Source organism: Kribbella sp. NPDC056951 (genome assembly GCF_042674205.1).
GTDB lineage: Bacteria > Actinomycetota > Actinomycetes > Propionibacteriales > Kribbellaceae > Kribbella > Kribbella yunnanensis.
Window position 1 is genome coordinate 303,961 of record NZ_JBHUQZ010000009.1, and the last position, 19,540, is coordinate 323,500.

Below are 19,540 nucleotides of genomic sequence, written 5' to 3' on the forward strand. Positions count from 1 at the left end.
AGATCCGGGCCTCGCATTCCGCCGTTCGGCGTAACCTCACTGTATGAAAGGCCTGTTGCTGCGCCTGTCGTCACTCGACGCCGACGCCGAGAGCGCCGTCCGCGTCATCGGCTTCTTCGACGCCCTGATGACCGACCGAGCCGAGCTAACCACCCTGCTCCGCAGCACAGCAGCCCTAGCCGAATGCCCCGTAGGCATCGACGCCCCCGCCCGCGGCCTGGTCCTCCGCGCCAACCCCACCGGCACCATCGACCTGGCCGAACCCCCACCCAACGCCGACCTCCGCGAACACAACGACACCCGCTTCTGGCTAGCCCGCCCCACCACTGCCCTCCCGCTAGACGAAATGGTCCTGGAACGCTTCGCCCTAGCCGGCTCAATCCTCCTCGACCGAACCCTCAACAACCTCCCCGCCGTAGGCGACCCAGCCTTGGTCGAGCTAGTAATCTCCGCCACCGCCGGCATCCCCGAACGCTCCAGAGCCCTACACCTCCTTGGCATCACCCCCACCAGCACCCTCCGCGTAACCGTCTCAACCCCACCCCCAGACACCTCCGCCCCCGCATCTCGTCCGGCTGCTGCAGGCGGCCCCGCTCCTGGTTCCACGGCCGAGAGTCACTCCGGCCCCGCACCTCGGTCTCCTGCGGCAGGCGACTCCGCCACCACCGCTCGTCCCGTGGCTGAGGGCGGCTCCGGCCACGCTCCACGTTCGACCGGTGCAGGCGAGCCCGGCCCCGCCCCTCGTTCCACAGTCGTGGTGCAGGCTGCTCCGCGGCTTGCTCCTTCCTCAACCACCGCGCGCGTGATCTCCGGTTCGGTCGGCTCACACCTGGTGAGCCTGTGGACCGACCCTGACGCGCAACCGGCGGCTGAGGTGCGGACTGGGGTTGGGCCGATCGTGCCGGCGATTCGGGCGGCTGACTCTTGGCGGGATGCGTGTACGGCGCTCCGACTCACCTCGCCCGAGGCACCCGTCGTACGGTCCGATGATCTGGGTGGTCTGCTCGTGGTGGTCGAGCGACTGCGGCCCGAGGACATCGCCGCCTCGCCCGACGTCGCCGCGCTGGACCGAATAGCCGCCGAGCCAGGCGGCGCCGACCTACTCGCGATCCTGCGTGCGTACTCCGTCACAGACTCGGTCCGCAAAGCCGCCGCGCTCGTCTTCCGGCACCACAGCACGGTCGCGTACCGGCTCGAACACGCCGAGTCCGTCCTCGGCTTTCCGTTCAGCAACGCGGGCGGCCGGTTCCGCCTGCATCTGGCGCTGACGATGCGAGCCTTAGGATCAACTCCGTGGCAGGACTCCTGATCGCTGGTACGACGTCCGACGCCGGCAAGACGACCGTGGTGACCGGACTGTGCCGCTGGCTGGCTCGCCAGGGTGTGCGGGTGGCGCCGTACAAGGCCCAGAACATGTCGAACAACTCGATGGTCTGCGCCGACGGCACCGAGATCGGCCGGGCGCAATGGATCCAGGCGATCGCCGCCGGCGCCGAGCCCGAGGCCGCGATGAACCCGGTCCTCCTCAAACCCGGCAGCGACCGCCGCAGCCACGTCGTCCTGATGGGCCAGCCCTGGGGCGAACTCTCCGCCCGCGGCTTCCTCACCGAACGCGCCGAGCTCGCCAAAGCCGCCTTCGCCGCGTACGACGACCTCGCGTCCCGCTACGACGTGATCATCGCCGAAGGTGCCGGCAGCCCGACCGAGATCAACCTGCGCCAGTCGGACTACGTGAACATGGGCCTCGCCCAGCACATCAAGTCGCCCGTCGTCGTGGTCGGCGACATCGATCGTGGGGGAGTGTTCGCCTCGATGTTCGGCACCGTCGCGCTCCTCGACGCGGCCGACCAGGCGTTGATCAGCGGGTTCCTGATCAACAAGTTCCGCGGCGACGTCTCGCTCCTCCAGCCCGGTATCGACATGCTCACTGCGGTCACCAGCCGCCCGACGTACGGCATCCTCCCGTGGCTGCCCGAACTCTGGCTGGACTCGGAAGACGCCCTCGACATCCCGGTACGCCGAACCGCGACGAGCGCCGATGTCCTGTCGATCGCCGTCGTCCGCTTCCCGCGGATCAGCAACTTCACCGACCTGGACGCCCTCGCCGCCGAACCCACGAACAGCGTCTTCTTCACCACCAGCCCCGCCGAAATCCGCGACGCCGACCTAGTCGTCCTCCCCGGCTCCCGCGCCACCGTCTCCGACCTCGCGTGGATGCGCTCCCTAGGCCTGGACACCGCAGTAGCCACCCGAGCCGCCCAAGGCCGCCCGATCCTAGGAATCTGCGGCGGCTACCAACTCCTCGGCGGCCCCATCACCGACCCCCACGGCGTAGAAGGCGGCGGCACCCACACCGGCCTAGGTCTGTTGCCCGCAGCAACCGAATTCGCCCGCGCCAAAACCCTCGCCCGCCCCACCCCCACCGCCTACGAAATCCACCACGGCGTAGTAACCGTCACCGGAGTCGCGGATCCCTTCCCCGGCGGCTGCCGCACCGGCAACACCTGGGGCACCATCTGGCACGGCCTCCTCGACGACGACCCCACCCGCCACGCCTTCCTCACCGAAATAGCCGCCCTCACAGGCAAACCCGCCCCCGACCGCACCACCTCCTTCACCACCCTCCGCGAATCCCGCCTCAACCGCCTAGCCGACGCCATCGACGAACACGTAGACACCACCGCCCTCCTACGCTTGATCGAATCCGGCCAACCCCCCACCCCCTTCATCCCCCCAGGCGCCCCCACCCTCCCCTGACCCCGTCCACCATCGGCTGCTGCCACCGCAACCCATCGTGCCCGCGAGCCCAGGGGTTGCCTGTCGAGTCGTGGGGTTGCCCCCTGAGATTTTCGATGGGCAACCCCCCAACTCGAGGGATATCCCCGCGAATGGGGGGTTCGCGCACAAGGGCCGAGGAGGGGGAGGCTCGTCGGTGCCGGGGGTGAGGCGACCAGTTGCTGGGGGTGTGAACAGGAACTGGTGGGCCGAGACAGGGAATAACGTGTTCAAGCCCACCACCGGGTTTGCTCACCCCCGCGGACTGGCTGGAATCTCGCCCGCGGCGTCGGGCGCTGGGCCTGGCGCGCTGGTCCGCGAGTTCGCGCGGGCGAATTGTCGGGGCGGGCGGTTAGCGTGCTGGGTATGAAGACGGTGTTGCATGACTACTTGCGGGACACTCGGGCGTTGGTGCTGGCGAAGCTGGAGGGGTTGAGTGAGTTCGACCAGCGGCGGCCGGTGGTGCCGTCGGGGACGAATCTGCTGGGGCTCGTCAAACATCTGACCGGGATCGAGTACGTGTATCTGGGGACGAGCGTGGGGCGGCCGCCGAAAGAGCAACTGCCGTGGGAGGCGGATGGGTCGGTGTGGGAGGGGGCGGACATGTGGGTGCAGCCGGGGGAGAGTTCGGAGTACATCACCGGGCTTTACCGCGAGGCCTGTGCGCACAGCGATGAGTCGATTGCCGAACTCGACCTGGACGCTCCGGCGGAGGTTCCGCATTGGGCGCCGGAGAAGCGGCGTACGACGTTTGGTGCGCTGCTCGTCCGAGTGGTTGACGAGACGGCGCATCATGCCGGCCATGCCGACATCGTCCGGGAGCTGATCGACGGCCAAGGGGGCCGGGACAGCGACGCAATGGACGACGCCGGCTGGTCGGAGTACTACACCACCATTCAGCGTGCAGCCGAGGCGTTCAAGTAGGTCACCAGCCCAGCACGGTGAGTTCGGCGGCGCTGGTCCACGGACCTCGGTTGCCGGCTTCGGTCAGGGCGCGCAGGCGGAGGTACCGGGCGGTCGTCGGCCAGCAGCGGATGGTCTTGGCCGCAGCGGTGTCGGCGAAGCGGCCGGTGGCGTGGGGTGAGCCCCAGTTGGTGCCGTCGGTGCTGAGGTAGAGCTCGTACTGACCGATGCGCCCGCTCGCGCTCCCGTCCTGCCGCGGCAAGTAGGTGAGCCCGGTGACAGTACGCGCGGAACCCAGATCGAGCTGGATCTCGTGCGGCAACGGAGCAGCTGGATCACTCCAGCGTGAGTGCCAGTACGTCGACGTGTTGCCATCGACCGCCGCGGTCGCCGGATTGCCCGTCTCCTGGCTGTCGAACGAGCGCACCGAACACGTGAGTCGCCCGGACGACATCACCGGATCGCTGATACTCGCGACCCCCTTCTCGAGGTGTCCGGCGAACCGTCTGACGAACCCGTCGGTGGTGTCGGCGGTCGCGGTCAGGTCGTACCAGCCGTCGGCGCCATTCGCCGTACTCCACCAATCCTCAACCGAAGCACCGGCGCCGACGCTGTATGTCCAAGGCCCACCAGCGCGGTTGTTCGTCTGGATCGTGATGACGCAAGCCTTCGTCCCGGCGTTCGTCATCTTCAGCCACACCAGGTTGTCGGCCGGCGCATACCGCAACGTGACCTCCGGATTGGCATTCCCGTTCGTCGTGGCGGTGATCCGGTTGCCGGCGAAACGACGGACGAATCCGTTCGGCCCGACCACCGTCAGATCGTAGGCACCACTCGGCGTACCGGCCTGCCAGTAGTCGGAAACGTTGCTTGCGGCACCGACCGTATAGCGCCACGGACCATCAGTGCGGAAGGCATTGGCATACACATAAAAGTGCGCCCCGGCAGCCCCGGTGTTGGCGAAGTCGATCCAGAAGTTGTCGGCGGCAACCCGACCCGAGACGGTCAACGTGTACGGCACCGGCCGAGCTGTCCGTGGCCCAGGCTCCTGAACAGGCAGCACCTGGTTCGCCGGGGGAGCCGGGTACGTCGTTTCCCAGCCAGGCGTAGGTGGTGTCGTGGGCAGCGACGGATAGCTGGGGTTGGTCGTCGTCAGATCAAGCGTGGACGTCAGGTCACCGCAGACCGCACGCCGCCAAGGCGAAATGTTCGGTTCAGCGATCCCGGACCACTTCTCCAGGAACTGCAGCACCGACGTGTGGTCGAAGACCTGTGAACTCACATTCCCGCCACGACTCCAAGGCGAAACAACGAACATCGGAACCCGCGTACCGAGCCCGATCGGCTCACCGTTCACCAACTCGTCAGCAACCCCAGGCGTCGACTGACCCTCAGAAGTCGACACCGGCGGCACCGGCGGCGGGACATGGTCGAAGAAGCCGTCGTTCTCGTCGTACGTGATCAGCACGAGCGTCTTGTTCCACACCTGCGGGTTCGAGGCGAGCTTGTCGAGGATCTCCTTCGTGAAGTTGGCGCCCTCGGCCGGACCCCACGCGGGGTGTTCGCACTTCGGCTCCGGCGCGACGATCCACGACACCGCCGGCAGCCGCCCACTGTTGATGTCGTCCGCAAAGGCAGGCACCAGCTGATCCGCCGCCACCCGGGCCAGGCCGCGATCGTAGAGCCGCCGCTCCGCCGGGGTGAGCGTGGCGACCCCGGCCGCAAGCTGCTGCAGCAGCGTCGCGCGCTGCGAGGCGTTCCCCGGCCGCACCCCTTGGTCGTAGAAGAACTCAAGCTTGCTGTACGACGTTTTGGCCAGCGCCTTCCGCCCGACATCGAGGAACTTCTTGAAGAAGTCGAGCGAGTTGTCCCCGTAGTTGTCCCACTCCTGGTAGACCCGCCACGACTTGCCCGCGGCCTCGAGCCGTTCCGCGTACGTCGTCCACGTGTACCCCGTGTGTCCCGGGTTCTGCCAAGCATCGTTGCCGATCGCACGAGTCGACGTACCGGGTTCGAAGCCGAGCATGCCGGTGAACAGGTAGAACCGGTTCGGATTCGTCGGCCCGAGTTCGGAGCAGTGGTACGCGTCGCAGATCGTGAAGGCGTCGGCGAGCGCGTAGTAGAACGGCAGCTCGGAGCGGAGATGCGTTGCCATCGAGTACTTCGTCTTCTGCGGAATCCACTGGTCGTTCCTGCCGTGGTTCCAGGCCCGGTGACCGGTACCCCAGTCGTGCGGCGTGCCCGTCATGTACTGACTGGCCACCGGATACGGCAGCACGTACCCGGTCCCGCTGGGCTGATGGAAGACCGATCGCCCGGTCGACAAGGTTCGCGCGAGCGGATCGTTGAAACCGCGGACTCCGCGCAGCGTGCCGAAGTAGTGGTCGAAGGAACGGTTCTCCTGCATCAGGATCACCACGTGTTCGATCATCTCCAGCCCGCCGGCCGGTGCAGGAGCCGCGAGGGCACGCTGCAGGCTGTCGGGTAAGGCCGAGAACACGCTCGCGGTCGCGGCGGTGAGGCCGGCGGTCTTGAGGAAGTCTCTCCGGTCCATCGTCATCGTTACACCTGTTCTGTCGGGGCGGCGCCATCAAGGTGGAAGACGTTCGGTAACGGTGTAAGCGCCAACGGTGACGGCGTCAAGATCTGTAGTTCCGGATGCTCCGGTGCTACCGTCGAAGGCAAGTGCCCCAGACCCCGGCAACGCTCAGACGTCGAGCAGGGGCAACTTTCATGTACATCGCATCGCCAGGCCTCGAACTGGGCTGCTTTTTTGTGTGGCCGGGGGGTCCTCAGCTGCTCGCCGTCGGCGATCCGGCGACGGCCCAGCACCTCGGCTCCTGGTCGTTCGGGCGGCCCGGCGGGACTCATCCCTTCGTCGGCGCTGTATTGGCCGCTGCCTGCACTCCTCCACGGCGGCAGCAGGCCATCCACCAGATTCCTCCCCCTCGCCGGCAGTGCCCGGACCTGCCGGCTCGCACGTAGACCGAGCGGCCACGCCGGATGACTTGACGACTGTGACAGTAGAACTGTCACAATGGCGGCATGGGACCTCTGGAGGGCGTGCGCGTCGTCGAGCTGGCCGGACTCGGCCCGGCGCCGTTCGCTTGCATGATGCTGGCCGAGCTCGGTGCCGACGTCCTGCGGATCGAGCGGCCGGGCGGCGGTCTGGCGATGGGACCGCCTGAGCTGGAGCTCGTGAACCGCGGCCGCCGCAGCGTCGCGCTCGATCTGAAGAACCCGGCCGCGATCGACGTCGTACGGCGTTTGGTCGCGCAGGCCGACGCACTGGTCGAAGGGTTCCGCCCCGGGGTTGCGGAGCGGCTTGGGGTCGGTCCGGAGGACTGTCACGCGCTCAACCCGCGTCTCGTCTATGGCCGGATGACCGGTTGGGGTCAGGATGGACCGCTCGCCCAGTCGGCCGGGCACGACATCGACTACCTCGCGCTCTCGGGTGCGCTGCACCTGATCGGCCGAGCCGGGGGACCGCCGCAGGTCCCGGCCAATCTGCTTGGTGACTTCGCCGGCGGTTCGCTCTATCTCGTGGTCGGTGTCCTGGCCGCTCTGCACAACGCCCAGCGGACCGGCGAGGGCCAGGTCGTCGACGCCGCGATCGTGGACGGCTCGGCGCATCTGACGACGATGCTGCTCGGCGCGCTCGCGGGCGGATCCTGGAAGCAGGAGCGCGGGACGAATCTCCTCGACACCGGCGCGCCGTTCTACGACGTGTACGAGACGGCCGACGGCAAGCATGTCGCGGTCGGCGCGATCGAGCCGCAGTTCTACACCGAGCTGATCACCAAGCTCGGCATCGAAGCCCCGGACCGTTACGACCCAGCGAACTGGCCCGAACTGCACAAGGTGCTGGCCGAGACCTTCCGGCAGCGACCGCAGGCCGAGTGGACCGAGCTCTTCGACGGCTCCGACGCGTGCGTGTCCCCGGTCCTCCCGCTGGCGGGCGATCATCCGCACCTGGAGGCTCGCGGCACGTTCGTCGACAAGGACGGCGTCCGCCAGGCCGCTCCCGCACCGCGCTTCTCCCGTACGCCGACCACTCTCGACCGCCCGCCCGCAAAGGCCGGTCAGCACACCCGCGAGGCGCTCGCCGACTGGGGCATCACCGACATCGACGGTCTCCTTGGGACCGGCGCCGCCGTACAGATCTGAAAGAGGTCCGCCTGTGGAACGTCAGCTCTTCGACGCCGATCACGATGCCTTCCGGGAGACCGTCCGGGCGTTCTGTGACAAGGAGATCGTCCCGCATCACGACAGCTGGGAGGCGGCCGGCATCGTGCCGCGGGAGCTGTGGACCGCGGCCGGTGAGGTCGGTCTGCTCGGCTTCATGGTCCCCGAGGAGTACGGCGGCGGCGGGGTGCGCGATTTCCGGTTCAACGCCGTGCTGCTCGAGGAAGCGGCCCGGGCGCATGCCAGTGGGGTTGGATTCTCGCTGCACACCGACATCGTTTCGGCGTACCTGCTCGACTATGCCAACGACGAGCAGAAGGCGCGCTGGCTTCCCGGGTTCAGCTCGGGGGAGACGATCACCGCGATCGCCATGAGCGAGCCGGGCGCCGGCAGCGACCTGCAAGGCATCCAGACCACCGCTCGCCGTGACGGTGACGACTACGTGCTGAACGGCCAGAAGACCTTCATCTCCAACGGCATTCTCGCCGACCTGGTGATCGTGGTCGCCAAGACCGACCCGGCTGCGGGTGCCCAGGGCATCTCGCTGATCGTGGTCGAGCGCGGGATGCCCGGCTTCGAGCGCGGCCGCAACCTCGACAAGATCGGCCTGAAGGCACAGGACACCGCCGAACTCTTCTTCGACAACGTCCGGGTCCCCGCCGCCAACCTCCTCGGCGAAGAAGGCCAGGGCTTCGTCTACCTGATGCAGAAGCTCCCGCAGGAGCGCCTCGCGATCGCCGTCATCGCCGTCGCAGCCTGCGAGAACGTCCTCGACGCGACCCTGACCTACGTCAAGGAACGCACCGCCTTCGGCCGCCCGATCGGCTCCTTCCAGAACAGCCGCTTCGTGATCGCCGAACTCGCCACCGAGATCCAGATCGCCCGCGTCTTCGTCGACCGCTGCATCACCGAACTCAACGCCGGCACCCTCACCGTCGCCGAGGCCGCGATGGCCAAGTGGTGGACCACCGAACTCCAGAAGAAGGTCGTCGACCGCTGCCTGCAGCTGTACGGCGGCTACGGCTTCATGACCGAGTACCCGATCGCCAAGGCCTACCTCGACACCCGCGTCCAGACCATCTACGGCGGTACCACCGAAATCATGAAGGAGATCATCGGCAGAACGATGGGCATCTGAGAGGTTCAGGTGGTTGACTGCCCTCAGGATGCCTGAGGGAGGTCGGCCATGGGGATTGTTTCGCCGGGGTTCACCGGTCGTCGGCGGAGTGCGGAGGAGCTGCCGCCGGGGCAGTACCTGACACATGACTTCCCGGTGCTGTCAGCCGGGCCGACACCGCAGGTGCGGACCGAGCACTGGGAATTCACCGTGACCACGGAGACCGGTGAGAAGCACAAGTGGGACTGGGCTTCGCTGCTGGCGTTGCCGTCCGAGGAGATCACCAAGGACATCCACTGTGTGACGCGCTGGTCGAAGCTGCAGACCGAGTGGCAGGGCGTCTCGCTCGACACGCTGCTGGCTGATGTCGAGACCTCGGCCGACTACGCGCTCGTGAGCAGCTACGGCGGCTACACGACCAACCTGCCGCTGGACGACCTGCTGGACGGTCAGGCCTGGATCGCCTACGAGTACGACGGCGACCCGATCGACCCCGAACATGGCGGCCCGGCGCGGTTGCTGGTGCCACATCTGTACTTCTGGAAGAGCGCCAAGTGGGTGCGAGGTCTGGTGCTGTCCGACAGTGAAGACCTGGGATTCTGGGAAACGGCCGGTTACCACGAGTACGGAGACCCATGGAAAGAACAGCGGTACGCCGGCGACTGAGCTGGCAGGTCGCCACCGTCGCCGACGTACGACGGGAGACCGCGACTGCCCGCACGATCGTGCTCGACGTTCCGGACTGGCCCGGTCACCTGGCCGGGCAGCACCTTGATGTCCGGCTCACCGCGGACGACGGCTACCGCGCGTCCCGGTCCTACTCGATCGCGTCCGCCTGGACCGGTGCGACGATCGAGTTGACCGTCGAATCGGTTCCGGATGGCGAAGTCTCGCCGTACCTGGTCGACGTACTGAAGCCGGGCGATCCGCTGGAGCTGCGTGGCCCGGTCGGCGGCTGGTTCGTCTGGAAGCCCGAGCAGGAAGGGCCGGTCCAGCTGATCGGCGGCGGATCCGGCGTCGTCCCGCTGCGCGCGATGTTGCAGGCCCACACCTCCAGTACGACGCCCTTCCGACTCCTGTACTCCGTCCGCCGCCCGACCTCGGTGATCTACGTGGACGACCTGCGCGACCTGGCGGCGTCCGACAACGTGCACGTGAGTCTCGTCTACACCCGCGAAGCGCCGGCGGGCGAGACCCGAGTCGGCCGCATCGACGCCGAGACGATCGAGCAGCTCGCGTTCACCCCGGCCGACGAACCCACGACGTACGTCTGCGGGCCGACGCCGTTCGTGGAGACCGTGGCCGACCTCCTGGTCGCCGCCGGCCACGATCCCGCCCGCATCCGAACCGAACGCTTCGGACCGACAGGAGGCTGAGCGATGACCGACTACCTGGACGGCAACGCCGCCGCCGGCGCATTGAGCGAGGTGTTCGCCGTCGACGTGACGGCCGCGATCACCCGCTGCGACGGCTGCGGCCAGACCGGCGTCTTCGCCGACACCCGCCTCTACCTGAACGCACCGGGCATGGTCGCGCGCTGCGCAGGCTGCGACCACGTCCTGCTGCGCGTGGTCACCACACCGACCGAGACGTACGTCGACCTCCGCGGCCTCACCTACCTTCGGCTACCCACTTCCTGATCACCTGGTGCGTCAGGGGTCCGGAGCGATAATCTGGGCGAAGTTTCGGCTACCCCGGACCCTGGTGCCGATTCTGCAGCCGATCAGGGTTGTGGGGGGCGGATGACGCCTGACTATCTGGACCGTCTGGCCCGGTCGGAGCCGTTGGATGGCTGGCGCCCGGACGAGCTGGTCGCGGCGCTCGCGATGGTCGAGGGGCTGGATGCGACCCGCAAGCGCTGGGAGCCCAGTACGGTGGTCGTCGACATCCGCTACGCGAGGTACCGGCGTCGGCTCCGGCAGGAGCTCGACCACCGGATCGCGGACGACAACCTGCTCTGACCGCACGAGATCCGCCGTTGGAGTGGAGCATGGATGAGCGCATCTGACCGCAGGGTGCGGGAGGTCTTCATCGAGTTGGCCGACACCCTGGTCGACGACTTCGACATCATCGAGTTCCTCGACCGGCTCGCCGTCCGCTGTGGCGAGCTGCTCGGGGTGACCGCGTGCGGCATCCTGCTCGCCGACCCCCAGGGCAATCTCAATCTGATCGCCGCGTCGACGGCGGAGGCCCGGCTGGTCGAGCTGACCCAGCTGCAGCAGTCGGAGGGTCCCTGCTTGGATGCCTTCCGGATCGGCCGCCCGGTTCAGCGCGCCGACCTGTCCGACAACGATCCGCGCTGGCCGTTGTTCACCGCAGCCGCCCGCCAGGCCGGCTTCGCCTCGGTGCAGGCGCTGCCAATGCGGCTGCGCGATGTCGTGATCGGCGCCGTGAACCTGTTGAGCGACCGCGCCGAACCGCTCGACGAGGACACGATCGCCCTCGGCCAGGCGCTCGCCGACGCTGCCACGGTCGGCATCCTGAACCAGCGGGCGCTGGTGAGGCAGGAGGAGCTCAGCCAGCAACTGCAGACGGCGCTGAACAGCCGCATCCTGATCGAGCAGGCCAAGGGCTACCTCACGCACAGCCTCGGCCTGGATGTCGACGACGCCTTCACCGAGCTGCGCACCTACGCCCGGACCAACCACCGCCGGATGACCGATGTCGCCAACGACATCGTCCAGGGCCGGCTGGACATCAGGGACGCGCCCTAGCCGTCGGTACGTTTGCCGCGTTTGCTCTGCGTACGGCGGATGGTCTCGCGCTGAGTCTCGCCGACCGCACGCTCGTAGGCGATCACGAGACCCTGGATCGTGACCGGCTTGAAGCGCTCGACGAGCTGCTGGATGTGTTCCGGAGCGCCGCCCGAGTCGCGGTAGTGCGGCCAGACCATGGTCCGGAACACCTCGGTCAACTCCTCGGCGATCGCGCGGCCGTGTTCGGAGAAGACCTTGGTGACCGCGAGCACCGCATCGACCGGCAGATCCAGGTCGAGCAGTTCGGCGCCGAGTCCGAGATGGGCAGTCGCGACGTGGAAGACATCCTCGTCCGGTGTCGGCTCGACCACGCCGAGCGCGACCAGGGCGACGATGTCGTCATCGCTCAGTTCGCGGCCAGTACGTCGTACCAGCGCGGCCCGGTCGAGGGTTTCGGGCAGGTCGCGCATCCACGGGGTGAGCAGTGTGCGATGCAGCGCGATGTCCTGGGGCGTCGCGTCAGCCGGGATCCGCTCCAGGTAGCCCTCGATCGCGGACAGCGTGAACCCGTGCGCCTGCAGCTCGCGGACGAGGTCGAGACGCGCGATGTGCTCGGCGCCGTAGTACCCGACCCGGCCGCGCCGGACCGGCGGTGGGATCAGGCCGCGCCCGGCGTAGAACCGCAGCGTGCGGACCGTCATCCCGACCCGGGTCGACAGTTCGTCGACGGTGAGGGTCGCGTCGTCCGATGATTCCGGCATGGCGGAGATCATAAACGAGCCCTCTTGACGACCGTGACACCAACACTGTCACAATGCGGGGGACGACTCGACCGACGGGAACATCATGAGTGAAGCCTTCCTGTACGACGCGATCCGCACCCCGCGCGGTAAGGGCAAGCCGACCGGCGCCCTGCACGAGGTGAAACCGATCCAGCTGATCACCGGCTTGCTGGAGGAGTACCGGGCCCGGAACCCGCAGCTCGATCCGGCGGTGATCGATGACGTGGTGCTCGGCGTGGTGACGCCGATCGGCGACCAGGGCATGGATATCGCCAGGACCGCCGTACTGATGGCCGGTTATCCGAACACGACCGGTGGGGTCCAGCTCAACCGGTTCTGCGCCTCCGGGCTCGAGGCGGTCAACCAGGCTGCGCAGCGGGTTCGCTCCGGCTGGGAGGACTTCATCCTGGCCGGCGGTGTCGAGTCGATGTCCCGGGTGAAGATGGGCTCGGACGGCGGCGCCTGGGCGATGGACCCGGAGACCGCGCTGGCCACCGGCTTCATCCCGCAGGGCATCAGCGCCGACCTGATCGCGACCATGGACGGGTTCTCCCGGACCGATGTCGACGCGTACGCCGCCGAGTCGCACGCGCGGGCCGCCAAGGCCTGGGCGAACGGCTACTTCGCGCGTTCCGTCGTACCGGTGGTCGACCGCAACGGCCTGCAGGTCCTGGACCACGACGAGCTCGTCCGGCCCGGTACGACGGTCGAGACGCTGGCCGGTCTGCCCGCGTCGTTCGCCGCGATCGGGGAGCACGGCGGGTTCGACGCGGTGGCCCTGGAGGAGTACGTGAAGGTCGAGCGGATCAATCACGTGCACCACGCCGGCAACTCGTCCGGCATCGTCGACGGCGCCGCACTGGTCGCGGTCGGCACCGAGAAGGCGGGGGAGGCCCTCGGGCAGGCTCCGCGCGGCCGGGTCGTCTCGGTCGGCGTCAGCGGCGCGGACCCGACGATCATGCTGACCGGCCCGGCGCCCGCAGCCCGCAAGGCGCTCGCGAAGGCCGGTCTGGAGGCGTCCGACATCGACCTGTTCGAGATGAACGAGGCGTTTGCGGCCGCTGTCCTGCACTTCATGAAGGACCTCGGAGTACCGCACGAGAAGGTGAACGTGAACGGCGGCGCGATCGCGCTCGGGCACCCGCTCGGTGCCACCGGCGCGATGCAGATCGGAACCCTGCTGGACGAGTTGGAGCGGCGCGAGCTCCGCTACGGTCTGGCCACCCTGTGCGTCGGCGGCGGTATGGGCGTCGCGACGATCATCGAGAGGCTTGCGGCATGATCGAGTGGAAGAACGACGCCGGCGTCATCACACTGACGATGAACGACCCGGATGCGTCCGCGAACACGATGAACGACGCGTACGTCGCGGCGATGGGCAAGACGATCGAGCGGCTCGAGGCCGAGAAGGCGCTGATCAAAGGCGTCATCGTGACCTCGGCCAAGTCGACGTTCTTTGCCGGCGGCAACCTCGAGCTGCTGATCCAGATCCAGCCCGAGCACGCGCAGCAGGTCTTCGACATGGTCGAGGAGATCAAGCGCCAGCTCCGCGTCCTGGAGACGCTCGGCGTCCCGGTCGTTGCCGCCATCAACGGTACGGCGCTCGGCGGCGGACTGGAGATCGCGCTGGCGACGCATCACCGAATCGTTGCCGATGACAACCGGATCGAGATCGGCGTACCGGAGGTGACGCTCGGTCTGCTGCCCGGCGGCGGCGGCGTGACGCGAACCGTCCGGATGCTCGGCTTGCAGGATGCGCTGATGAAGGTGCTGCTGCAGGGGCAGCGGATGAAGCCTGCGCACGCGAAGTCGGTCGGGATCGTCGACGAGGTCGTGCCCGCCGATCAGGTCCTCGACGCGGCCCGCGCCTGGATCGCGTCGTACGACGGTGATGCCAAGCAGCCGTGGGATCGCGACGGGTACAAGATCCCCGGTGGTACGCCGTCCTCGCCGAAGCTCGCCGCGTTCCTGCCGGCTTTCCCGGCGAACCTGCGCAAGCAGCTGAAGGGTGCGCGGTACCCAGCACCGCGAGCGATCATGAGTGCCGCGGTCGAGGGCGCGCAGGTCGACTTCGCCACCGCGTCCCGGATCGAGTCGCGGTACTTCGTGTCGCTGGCCACCGGTCAGGTCGCGAAGAACATGACCAAGGCGTTCTTCTTCGACCTCCAGGCGATCAACGCCGGGGCATCGCGGCCGACCGGCATCCCGCCGTACAAGGCTCGTAAGGTCGGTGTCCTCGGCGCGGGCATGATGGGCGCCGGGATCGCGTACGAGTGCGCGCGGGCCGGGATGGAGGTCGTGCTCAAGGACGTCTCGCTGGAGGCGGCCGAGAAGGGCAAGGCGTACTCGGAGAAGCTGCTCGCCAAGCAGGTGCAGAAGGGGCGGAAGTCGCCCTCGCAGGTCGAGGAATTCCTCAGCCGGATCACGCCGACTGCCGACCCGAACGACCTGGCCGGGGCCGACCTGGTGATCGAGGCGGTCTTCGAGAGCGAAGAGCTCAAGCAGAAGGTCTTCGCCGAGATCGCCGGGGTGATCGAGCCCGACGCACTGCTCTGCTCGAACACCTCGACACTGCCGATCACCTCGCTCGCCGACGGGATCGACCGGCCGGACGACTTCGTCGGGATGCACTTCTTCTCGCCGGTCGACCGGATGCCCGCGGTCGAACTGATCGTGGGGGAGAAGACGTCCGACCGGACGCTGGCCAAGGCGTACGACGTCGTACGGCAGATCAAGAAGACGCCGATCGTGGTCAACGACAGCCGTGGCTTCTTCACCTCGCGGGTCTTCGGCACGCTGGTGATGGAGGGCGCGGCGATGGTCGGCGAGGGCGTCGACCCGGTGATGATCGAGCGCGCCGCGTCGCTGGCCGGGTTCCCGGCACCGCCGCTGGCGATGCTCGACGAGGTCACGCTCACGCTGCCGCAGAAGATCCGCGACGCCGCCCGCGCGGCCGGCGGCAGCGCTGGTGCCTTCGACGACCACGCCGGGATGGCGGTCACCGACCGGATGGTCAACGAGTTCGACCGCCGCGGCAAGGCGGCCGGCGCGGGCTTCTACGAATACCCCGCCGACGGCCCGAAGCACCTGTGGCCGGGGTTGCGTGAGCACTTCACCGGTACGTCGGACGCCACTGTGGTCGACCTCCAGGACCGGTTCACGTTCATCATGTCGCTGGAGACCGTCCGGTGCCTGGATGAGGGCGTACTGCGCTCGGTCGCGGATGCGAACATCGGCTCGATCTTCGGAATCGGCTTCCCGCCGCTGCTCGGAGGTGCGCTCCAGGCGATCAACTCGTACGGCGTACCGGAATTCGTCGCCCGGGCGCGGGAGCTTGCGGCGACGTACGGATCGCGATTCACTCCGACGGAGTCGCTGATCCGGATGGCCGAGGCTGGGAAATCGTTTAACTGATCACGGCCAGATACCGTCCGCGCAACATTCCACACAATCGAACAAATAGCAGCGCGCCCGGTCTTGCGCCGGGCGCGCTTTTGGGTCAGGGTGCCAGAGACTTCTTCAACGATTCACCCGGGTAACGTGCCCCGGTGGAGACTGTTGCGATGTTGGATTTAGTTGTACTGTGTGCGAAATCGGAGATGCTTAACGCTGTTAAGTAACTCGGAACTCCTGGCGTCCCAACCCCTGCGGCGCTGCTCTTCGGGAAGGTGGAATTCATGCCTGCTCATGTTCCGAACGCTGGTCTGAACCGGCGGGATCTGCTCAAGCGGGCCGGTGGCCTCGCTGCCCTCGCCGCGCTCACCGCGGCCTGTGGCGGCAATACCGGCCGCCCGTCGAGCGGCGGCAGTGGTGGCGGTGCGAAGGTCAACCTGTCGCAGTGGTACCACCAGTACGGCGAGGCCGGCACCCAGCAGGCCGCCGCGAAGTACGCGAAGGCCTACACGGACGCGAACGTGGCCGTCCAATGGACCCCTGGTGACTACGCCAGCAAGCTCGCCTCCGGCCTGCTGTCGAGCAACGGTCCGGATGTCTTCGAGAGCCAGCTCAACATCGGCATGGTGAAGAGCGGCCAAGTGGTCCCGCTCGACGACATCATCGCCGACGTGAAGAGCGACTTCTCCGAGGGTGACCTGGCCACGAACACGATCGACGGCAAGGTCTACGGCATCCGGATGATCGTCGACCCGCAGGTGATCTACTACCGCAAGTCGATGCTCGACAAGGCCGGTATCAAGCCGCCGGAGACCATCGACGACCTGATCGCCGCGGCCAAGGAGCTCACCACCGACAAGGTGAAGGGCATCTTCGTCGGCAACGACGGCGGCAACGCGCTCGGCGGCCCCGCCCTGTGGTCGTCCGGCGGCACCTACCTGACCGACGACCACAAGCCGGGCTTCACCGGCGAGCGGGCGGCCCAGGCCTTCGGCAAGCTGCACCAGATGTACGCCGACAAGTCCGTCCTGCTGGGCGCCCCGACCGACTGGTGGGATCCGGGCGCCATCAACCAGGGCCTGGTCGCGATGCAGTGGATCGGCATGTGGGCGGTCCCCGGCATGCAGAAGGCGCTCGGCGACGACCTCGGTGTCTTCGCGTTCCCCGCGCTCGATGCCCAGGGCAAGCCGGCCGTGTACTCCGGCGGCTGGACCCAGTTCGTCTCCGCGAAGAGCGCGAACGTCGAGGCCGCCAAGAAGTTCGTGAAGTGGCTGTGGATCGACCAGGCCGAGTTCCAGGAGGACTGGTCGCTGAACTACGGCTTCCACATCCCGCCGCGCAAGTCGCTGGCCGCGAAGGCCGCCAAGCTGCAGAGCGGTGTCGCGGCCGAGACGGTCAAGCTGACCACGGACTACGGCCACACCGACAACCCGTCCTGGACCCCGAAGATGGGCACCGCCTTCGCCGACCTTCTCACCAACGTGATCAAGAAGGGAGCTGACCCCTCCGCGGAGATCACGAAGGCCGAGAAGACGGTCAACGCAGAGCTGTCGCGGCTGTTCGGATGAGCAGCAGCACCGACGTCCGCCGTACCGACTCCGCCGCGCCTGACGCGCGGCGGAAGCGGGGACGGCGGCAGAAGGGGATCGCCGGGACCACGTTGTGGTTCTGGCTGTTCGTCGGCCCGTTCGTGATCGGGCTGCTGATCTTCTCGTACCTGCCGATCATCTGGAGCCTGGTCCTCAGCTTCTTCGAGGCCTACAACACGGTCACCCCGTCGAAGTTCGTCGGTCTGCAGAACTACGTCGACATGCTGACCGACCACAACTTCCTGTCCAGCCTGGGCACGTTCACGATCTTCGCGGTCTTCATCGTGCCGCTCACCTTCGTGCTCTCGCTGGCGCTGGCGCTGCTGGTCAACCAGGTGAAGATCGCCAAGGCGTTCTTCCGCTCGGTGTTCTTCCTGCCAACGGCCTGCTCGTACGTCGTTGCGTCGCTGATCTGGAAGTTGTCGATCTTCAACGGCGTCCGGTTCGGCCTGGCCAACACCGTGCTCGGCTGGTTCGGGATCGAGAACGTCGCCTGGCTGTCGACCGTGGATCCGCCGTGGTACTGGATCCCGATCATCAGCGTCCGGCTGTGGCTGCAGCTCGGCTTCTACATGATCCTGTTCATCGCGGGTCTGCAGCGGATCTCGCCGACCCTCTACGAGGCGGCGTATGTCGACGGCGCCAAGCCGGGGTGGCAGATCTTCCGCTACATCACGCTGCCGCAGTTGCGCGCGACCTCGGTCTCGGTGCTGATCCTGAACCTGATCGCGGCGTACCAGGCCTTCGACGAGTTCTACAACCTCGTCGGCAACGTCAACTACGCGCGGCCGCCGCTGGTCTACCTGTACGGCATCTCCCTCGGTTCGATCCAGGACCTCGGGCACGGTTCGGCCGGCGCGCTGATCCTGGCGGTCATCATCATGCTCGTGACCCTGTTGCAGACACGGATCTTCGGCTTCGGAAAGGCAGGTGACTGATGGCCACCGCGGAACGCACCTCAGGCACGCTGGAGCCGATCGGCTACACCCGCAGCCCGCTCGGCCGCGTCGGCATCGGCCTGCGCTGGCTCGCCCTGCTGATCGCGGTGATCCTGTTCCTGCTGCCGTTCTACCTGATCCTGCGCAACGCCCTGTCGACCGAAGCCGACATCACCGCACCGGACTGGACCCTGTTCCCGCCCGAACTGCAGTGGGGCAACATCAAGGAGCTCTTCAACGACACCCAGGTCCCGATCGCGCGGGCGATGTACAACTCCGCCGTCGTCGGCATCCTCGGTACGGCGGGCCAGCTCCTGCTCGCGTCCATGGCCGGCTACGGCCTGGCGCGGATCCCGTACCGGCACGCCGACAAGGTCTTCTACTCGGTCGTCGCGACCCTGATGATCCCCGGCGCGGTCACCTTCATCCCCAGCTTCATCGTGGTCTCGTCACTGGGCTGGGTCAGCACCCTGCGCGGCCTCATCATCCCGACGCTCTTCAGCGGATTCGCCGCATTCCTGTTCCGGCAGTATTTTCTGAATTTTCCCAAGGAACTCGAAGAAGCAGCCCGCGTCGACGGAGCCGGCTATTTCGGCGTCTTCTGGCGCATAGTCGTCCCGAACTCGCTGCCCTTCTTCGCCGCCATCGCCGCGATCACCTTCATCGGCAACTGGAACTCCTTCCTCTGGCCCCTGGTCATCGGCCAGGACTCCAGCTCCTGGACCATCCAAGTGGCGATGTCCACCTTCATCACCGCCCAGACCGTCAACATCCACGAACTCTTCATGGCAGTAGCGGTCTCAATCCTCCCGCTGGTCCTGATCTTCGCCTTCCTCCAGCGCTACCTCATCCAAGGCGTAACCCAATCCGGCATCAAAGACTGACCAAGGACACCGCTCCGCGGCGGCCATCCCCCCAGCCGCCTCCGGCGCCACCTCCCGGCCGGCGGCGACCGCCCCACCGAGCCCCGGTGGGGAGTCCACCAGGCTCCCCACCGGCGGTCGATCCGCCGACCGACAGGACGTATATCCCCACTAGCCCCCAACCCGGCGCCCCCACCGCCTGCGCCATCCACTTGGCACCCGCATACGTCCTGTCGTTCCGCAGATGCGGCTACCGACACGTGGTGGTAGGAGTTCGGCCGCGGCACGCTCACGCGGCA

17 protein-coding genes are annotated in these 19,540 nt (G+C 67.4%); 15 read left to right on the forward strand and 2 right to left on the reverse strand.

Going from position 1 to position 19,540, the window contains the following annotated elements; all coding sequences use genetic code 11:
* The first annotated feature begins 43 nt into the window (after positions 1-43).
* From ACFTSF_RS30800 to ACFTSF_RS30810, 3 genes are all read left to right on the forward strand, one after another.
* Positions 44-1,309 carry a helix-turn-helix domain-containing protein gene (locus ACFTSF_RS30800; protein ID WP_380157779.1) on the forward strand — a complete coding sequence of 422 codons (1,266 nt, stop codon included), beginning with the start codon at positions 44-46 and terminating at the stop codon, positions 1,307-1,309.
* Positions 1,294-2,757 (forward strand): cobyric acid synthase, encoded by a 1,464-nt coding sequence (locus tag ACFTSF_RS30805; protein ID WP_380157781.1) that lies wholly within the window; start codon positions 1,294-1,296, stop codon positions 2,755-2,757. The genes ACFTSF_RS30800 and ACFTSF_RS30805 overlap by 16 nt, the downstream gene beginning before the upstream one ends.
* A gap of 384 nt (positions 2,758-3,141) precedes the next feature.
* Positions 3,142-3,699 (forward strand): DinB family protein, encoded by a 558-nt coding sequence (locus ACFTSF_RS30810; RefSeq protein ID WP_380157782.1) that lies wholly within the window; start codon positions 3,142-3,144, stop codon positions 3,697-3,699.
* Position 3,700: 1 nt separating this feature from the next.
* Here ACFTSF_RS30810 and ACFTSF_RS30815 read toward each other — a convergent pair whose 3' ends face one another.
* Entirely contained in the window at positions 3,701-6,238 is a 2,538-nt protein-coding gene (locus ACFTSF_RS30815) for a phosphocholine-specific phospholipase C (RefSeq protein ID WP_380157784.1), read from the reverse strand.
* A 485-nt stretch (positions 6,239-6,723) separates the two neighbouring features.
* Between ACFTSF_RS30815 and ACFTSF_RS30820 the strand changes: the two genes are divergently transcribed.
* The 7 genes from ACFTSF_RS30820 (at position 6,724) to ACFTSF_RS30850 (ending at position 11,694) form a co-directional block, all read left to right on the forward strand.
* Positions 6,724-7,845, forward strand: a complete 1,122-nt coding sequence (locus tag ACFTSF_RS30820) for a CaiB/BaiF CoA transferase family protein (protein ID WP_380157786.1) — start codon at positions 6,724-6,726, stop codon at positions 7,843-7,845.
* A gap of 13 nt (positions 7,846-7,858) precedes the next feature.
* Positions 7,859-9,001 (forward strand): acyl-CoA dehydrogenase family protein, encoded by a 1,143-nt coding sequence (locus tag ACFTSF_RS30825; protein WP_380157788.1) that lies wholly within the window; start codon positions 7,859-7,861, stop codon positions 8,999-9,001.
* Between the two features lie 48 nt (positions 9,002-9,049).
* Complete coding sequence (locus ACFTSF_RS30830; protein ID WP_380157790.1) at positions 9,050-9,646, forward strand: sulfite oxidase-like oxidoreductase; 597 nt, start codon at positions 9,050-9,052, stop codon at positions 9,644-9,646.
* Positions 9,616-10,356, forward strand: a complete 741-nt coding sequence (locus ACFTSF_RS30835) for a ferredoxin reductase (RefSeq protein ID WP_380157791.1) — start codon at positions 9,616-9,618, stop codon at positions 10,354-10,356. Before ACFTSF_RS30830 ends, ACFTSF_RS30835 begins: the two co-directional genes overlap by 31 nt.
* A gap of 3 nt (positions 10,357-10,359) precedes the next feature.
* On the forward strand, positions 10,360-10,620 hold the full coding sequence (locus ACFTSF_RS30840; protein ID WP_380157793.1) for a DUF6510 family protein: 261 nt from the start codon (positions 10,360-10,362) through the stop codon (positions 10,618-10,620).
* Between the two features lie 102 nt (positions 10,621-10,722).
* Positions 10,723-10,941: a hypothetical protein gene (locus ACFTSF_RS30845; protein WP_380157795.1), complete on the forward strand. Its 219-nt coding sequence runs from the start codon at positions 10,723-10,725 to the stop codon at positions 10,939-10,941.
* Positions 10,942-10,974: 33 nt separating this feature from the next.
* A complete protein-coding gene (locus tag ACFTSF_RS30850) occupies positions 10,975-11,694 on the forward strand; it encodes an ANTAR domain-containing protein (RefSeq protein WP_380157797.1) in 720 nt (239 codons plus the stop codon).
* Here ACFTSF_RS30850 and ACFTSF_RS30855 read toward each other — a convergent pair.
* Positions 11,691-12,437, reverse strand: coding sequence for a MerR family transcriptional regulator (locus tag ACFTSF_RS30855; protein ID WP_380157799.1), 747 nt, complete (start codon positions 12,435-12,437; stop codon positions 11,691-11,693). The two genes, ACFTSF_RS30850 and ACFTSF_RS30855, sit on opposite strands and share 4 nt — an antisense overlap.
* 85 nt (positions 12,438-12,522) lie before the next feature.
* Between ACFTSF_RS30855 and ACFTSF_RS30860 the strand changes: the two genes are divergently transcribed.
* The 5 genes from ACFTSF_RS30860 to ACFTSF_RS30880 all read left to right on the forward strand — a co-directional run bounded on the left by ACFTSF_RS30860 (position 12,523) and on the right by ACFTSF_RS30880 (position 19,262).
* Positions 12,523-13,740 carry an acetyl-CoA C-acetyltransferase gene (locus ACFTSF_RS30860; RefSeq protein ID WP_380157801.1) on the forward strand — a complete coding sequence of 406 codons (1,218 nt, stop codon included), beginning with the start codon at positions 12,523-12,525 and terminating at the stop codon, positions 13,738-13,740.
* Complete coding sequence (locus ACFTSF_RS30865) at positions 13,737-15,872, forward strand: 3-hydroxyacyl-CoA dehydrogenase NAD-binding domain-containing protein (protein WP_380157803.1); 2,136 nt, start codon at positions 13,737-13,739, stop codon at positions 15,870-15,872. Before ACFTSF_RS30860 ends, ACFTSF_RS30865 begins: the two co-directional genes overlap by 4 nt.
* Positions 15,873-16,135: 263 nt before the next feature.
* Positions 16,136-17,419, forward strand: a complete 1,284-nt coding sequence (locus ACFTSF_RS30870) for a sugar ABC transporter substrate-binding protein (RefSeq protein ID WP_344158306.1) — start codon at positions 16,136-16,138, stop codon at positions 17,417-17,419.
* The gene (locus ACFTSF_RS30875; protein WP_344158304.1) at positions 17,416-18,378 is read left to right on the forward strand and encodes a sugar ABC transporter permease; all 963 of its coding nucleotides are present in this window, start codon (positions 17,416-17,418) and stop codon (positions 18,376-18,378) included. Before ACFTSF_RS30870 ends, ACFTSF_RS30875 begins: the two co-directional genes overlap by 4 nt.
* A complete protein-coding gene (locus tag ACFTSF_RS30880; protein ID WP_380157805.1) occupies positions 18,378-19,262 on the forward strand; it encodes a carbohydrate ABC transporter permease in 885 nt (294 codons plus the stop codon). The genes ACFTSF_RS30875 and ACFTSF_RS30880 overlap by 1 nt, the downstream gene beginning before the upstream one ends.
* Positions 19,263-19,540 lie beyond the last annotated feature (278 nt).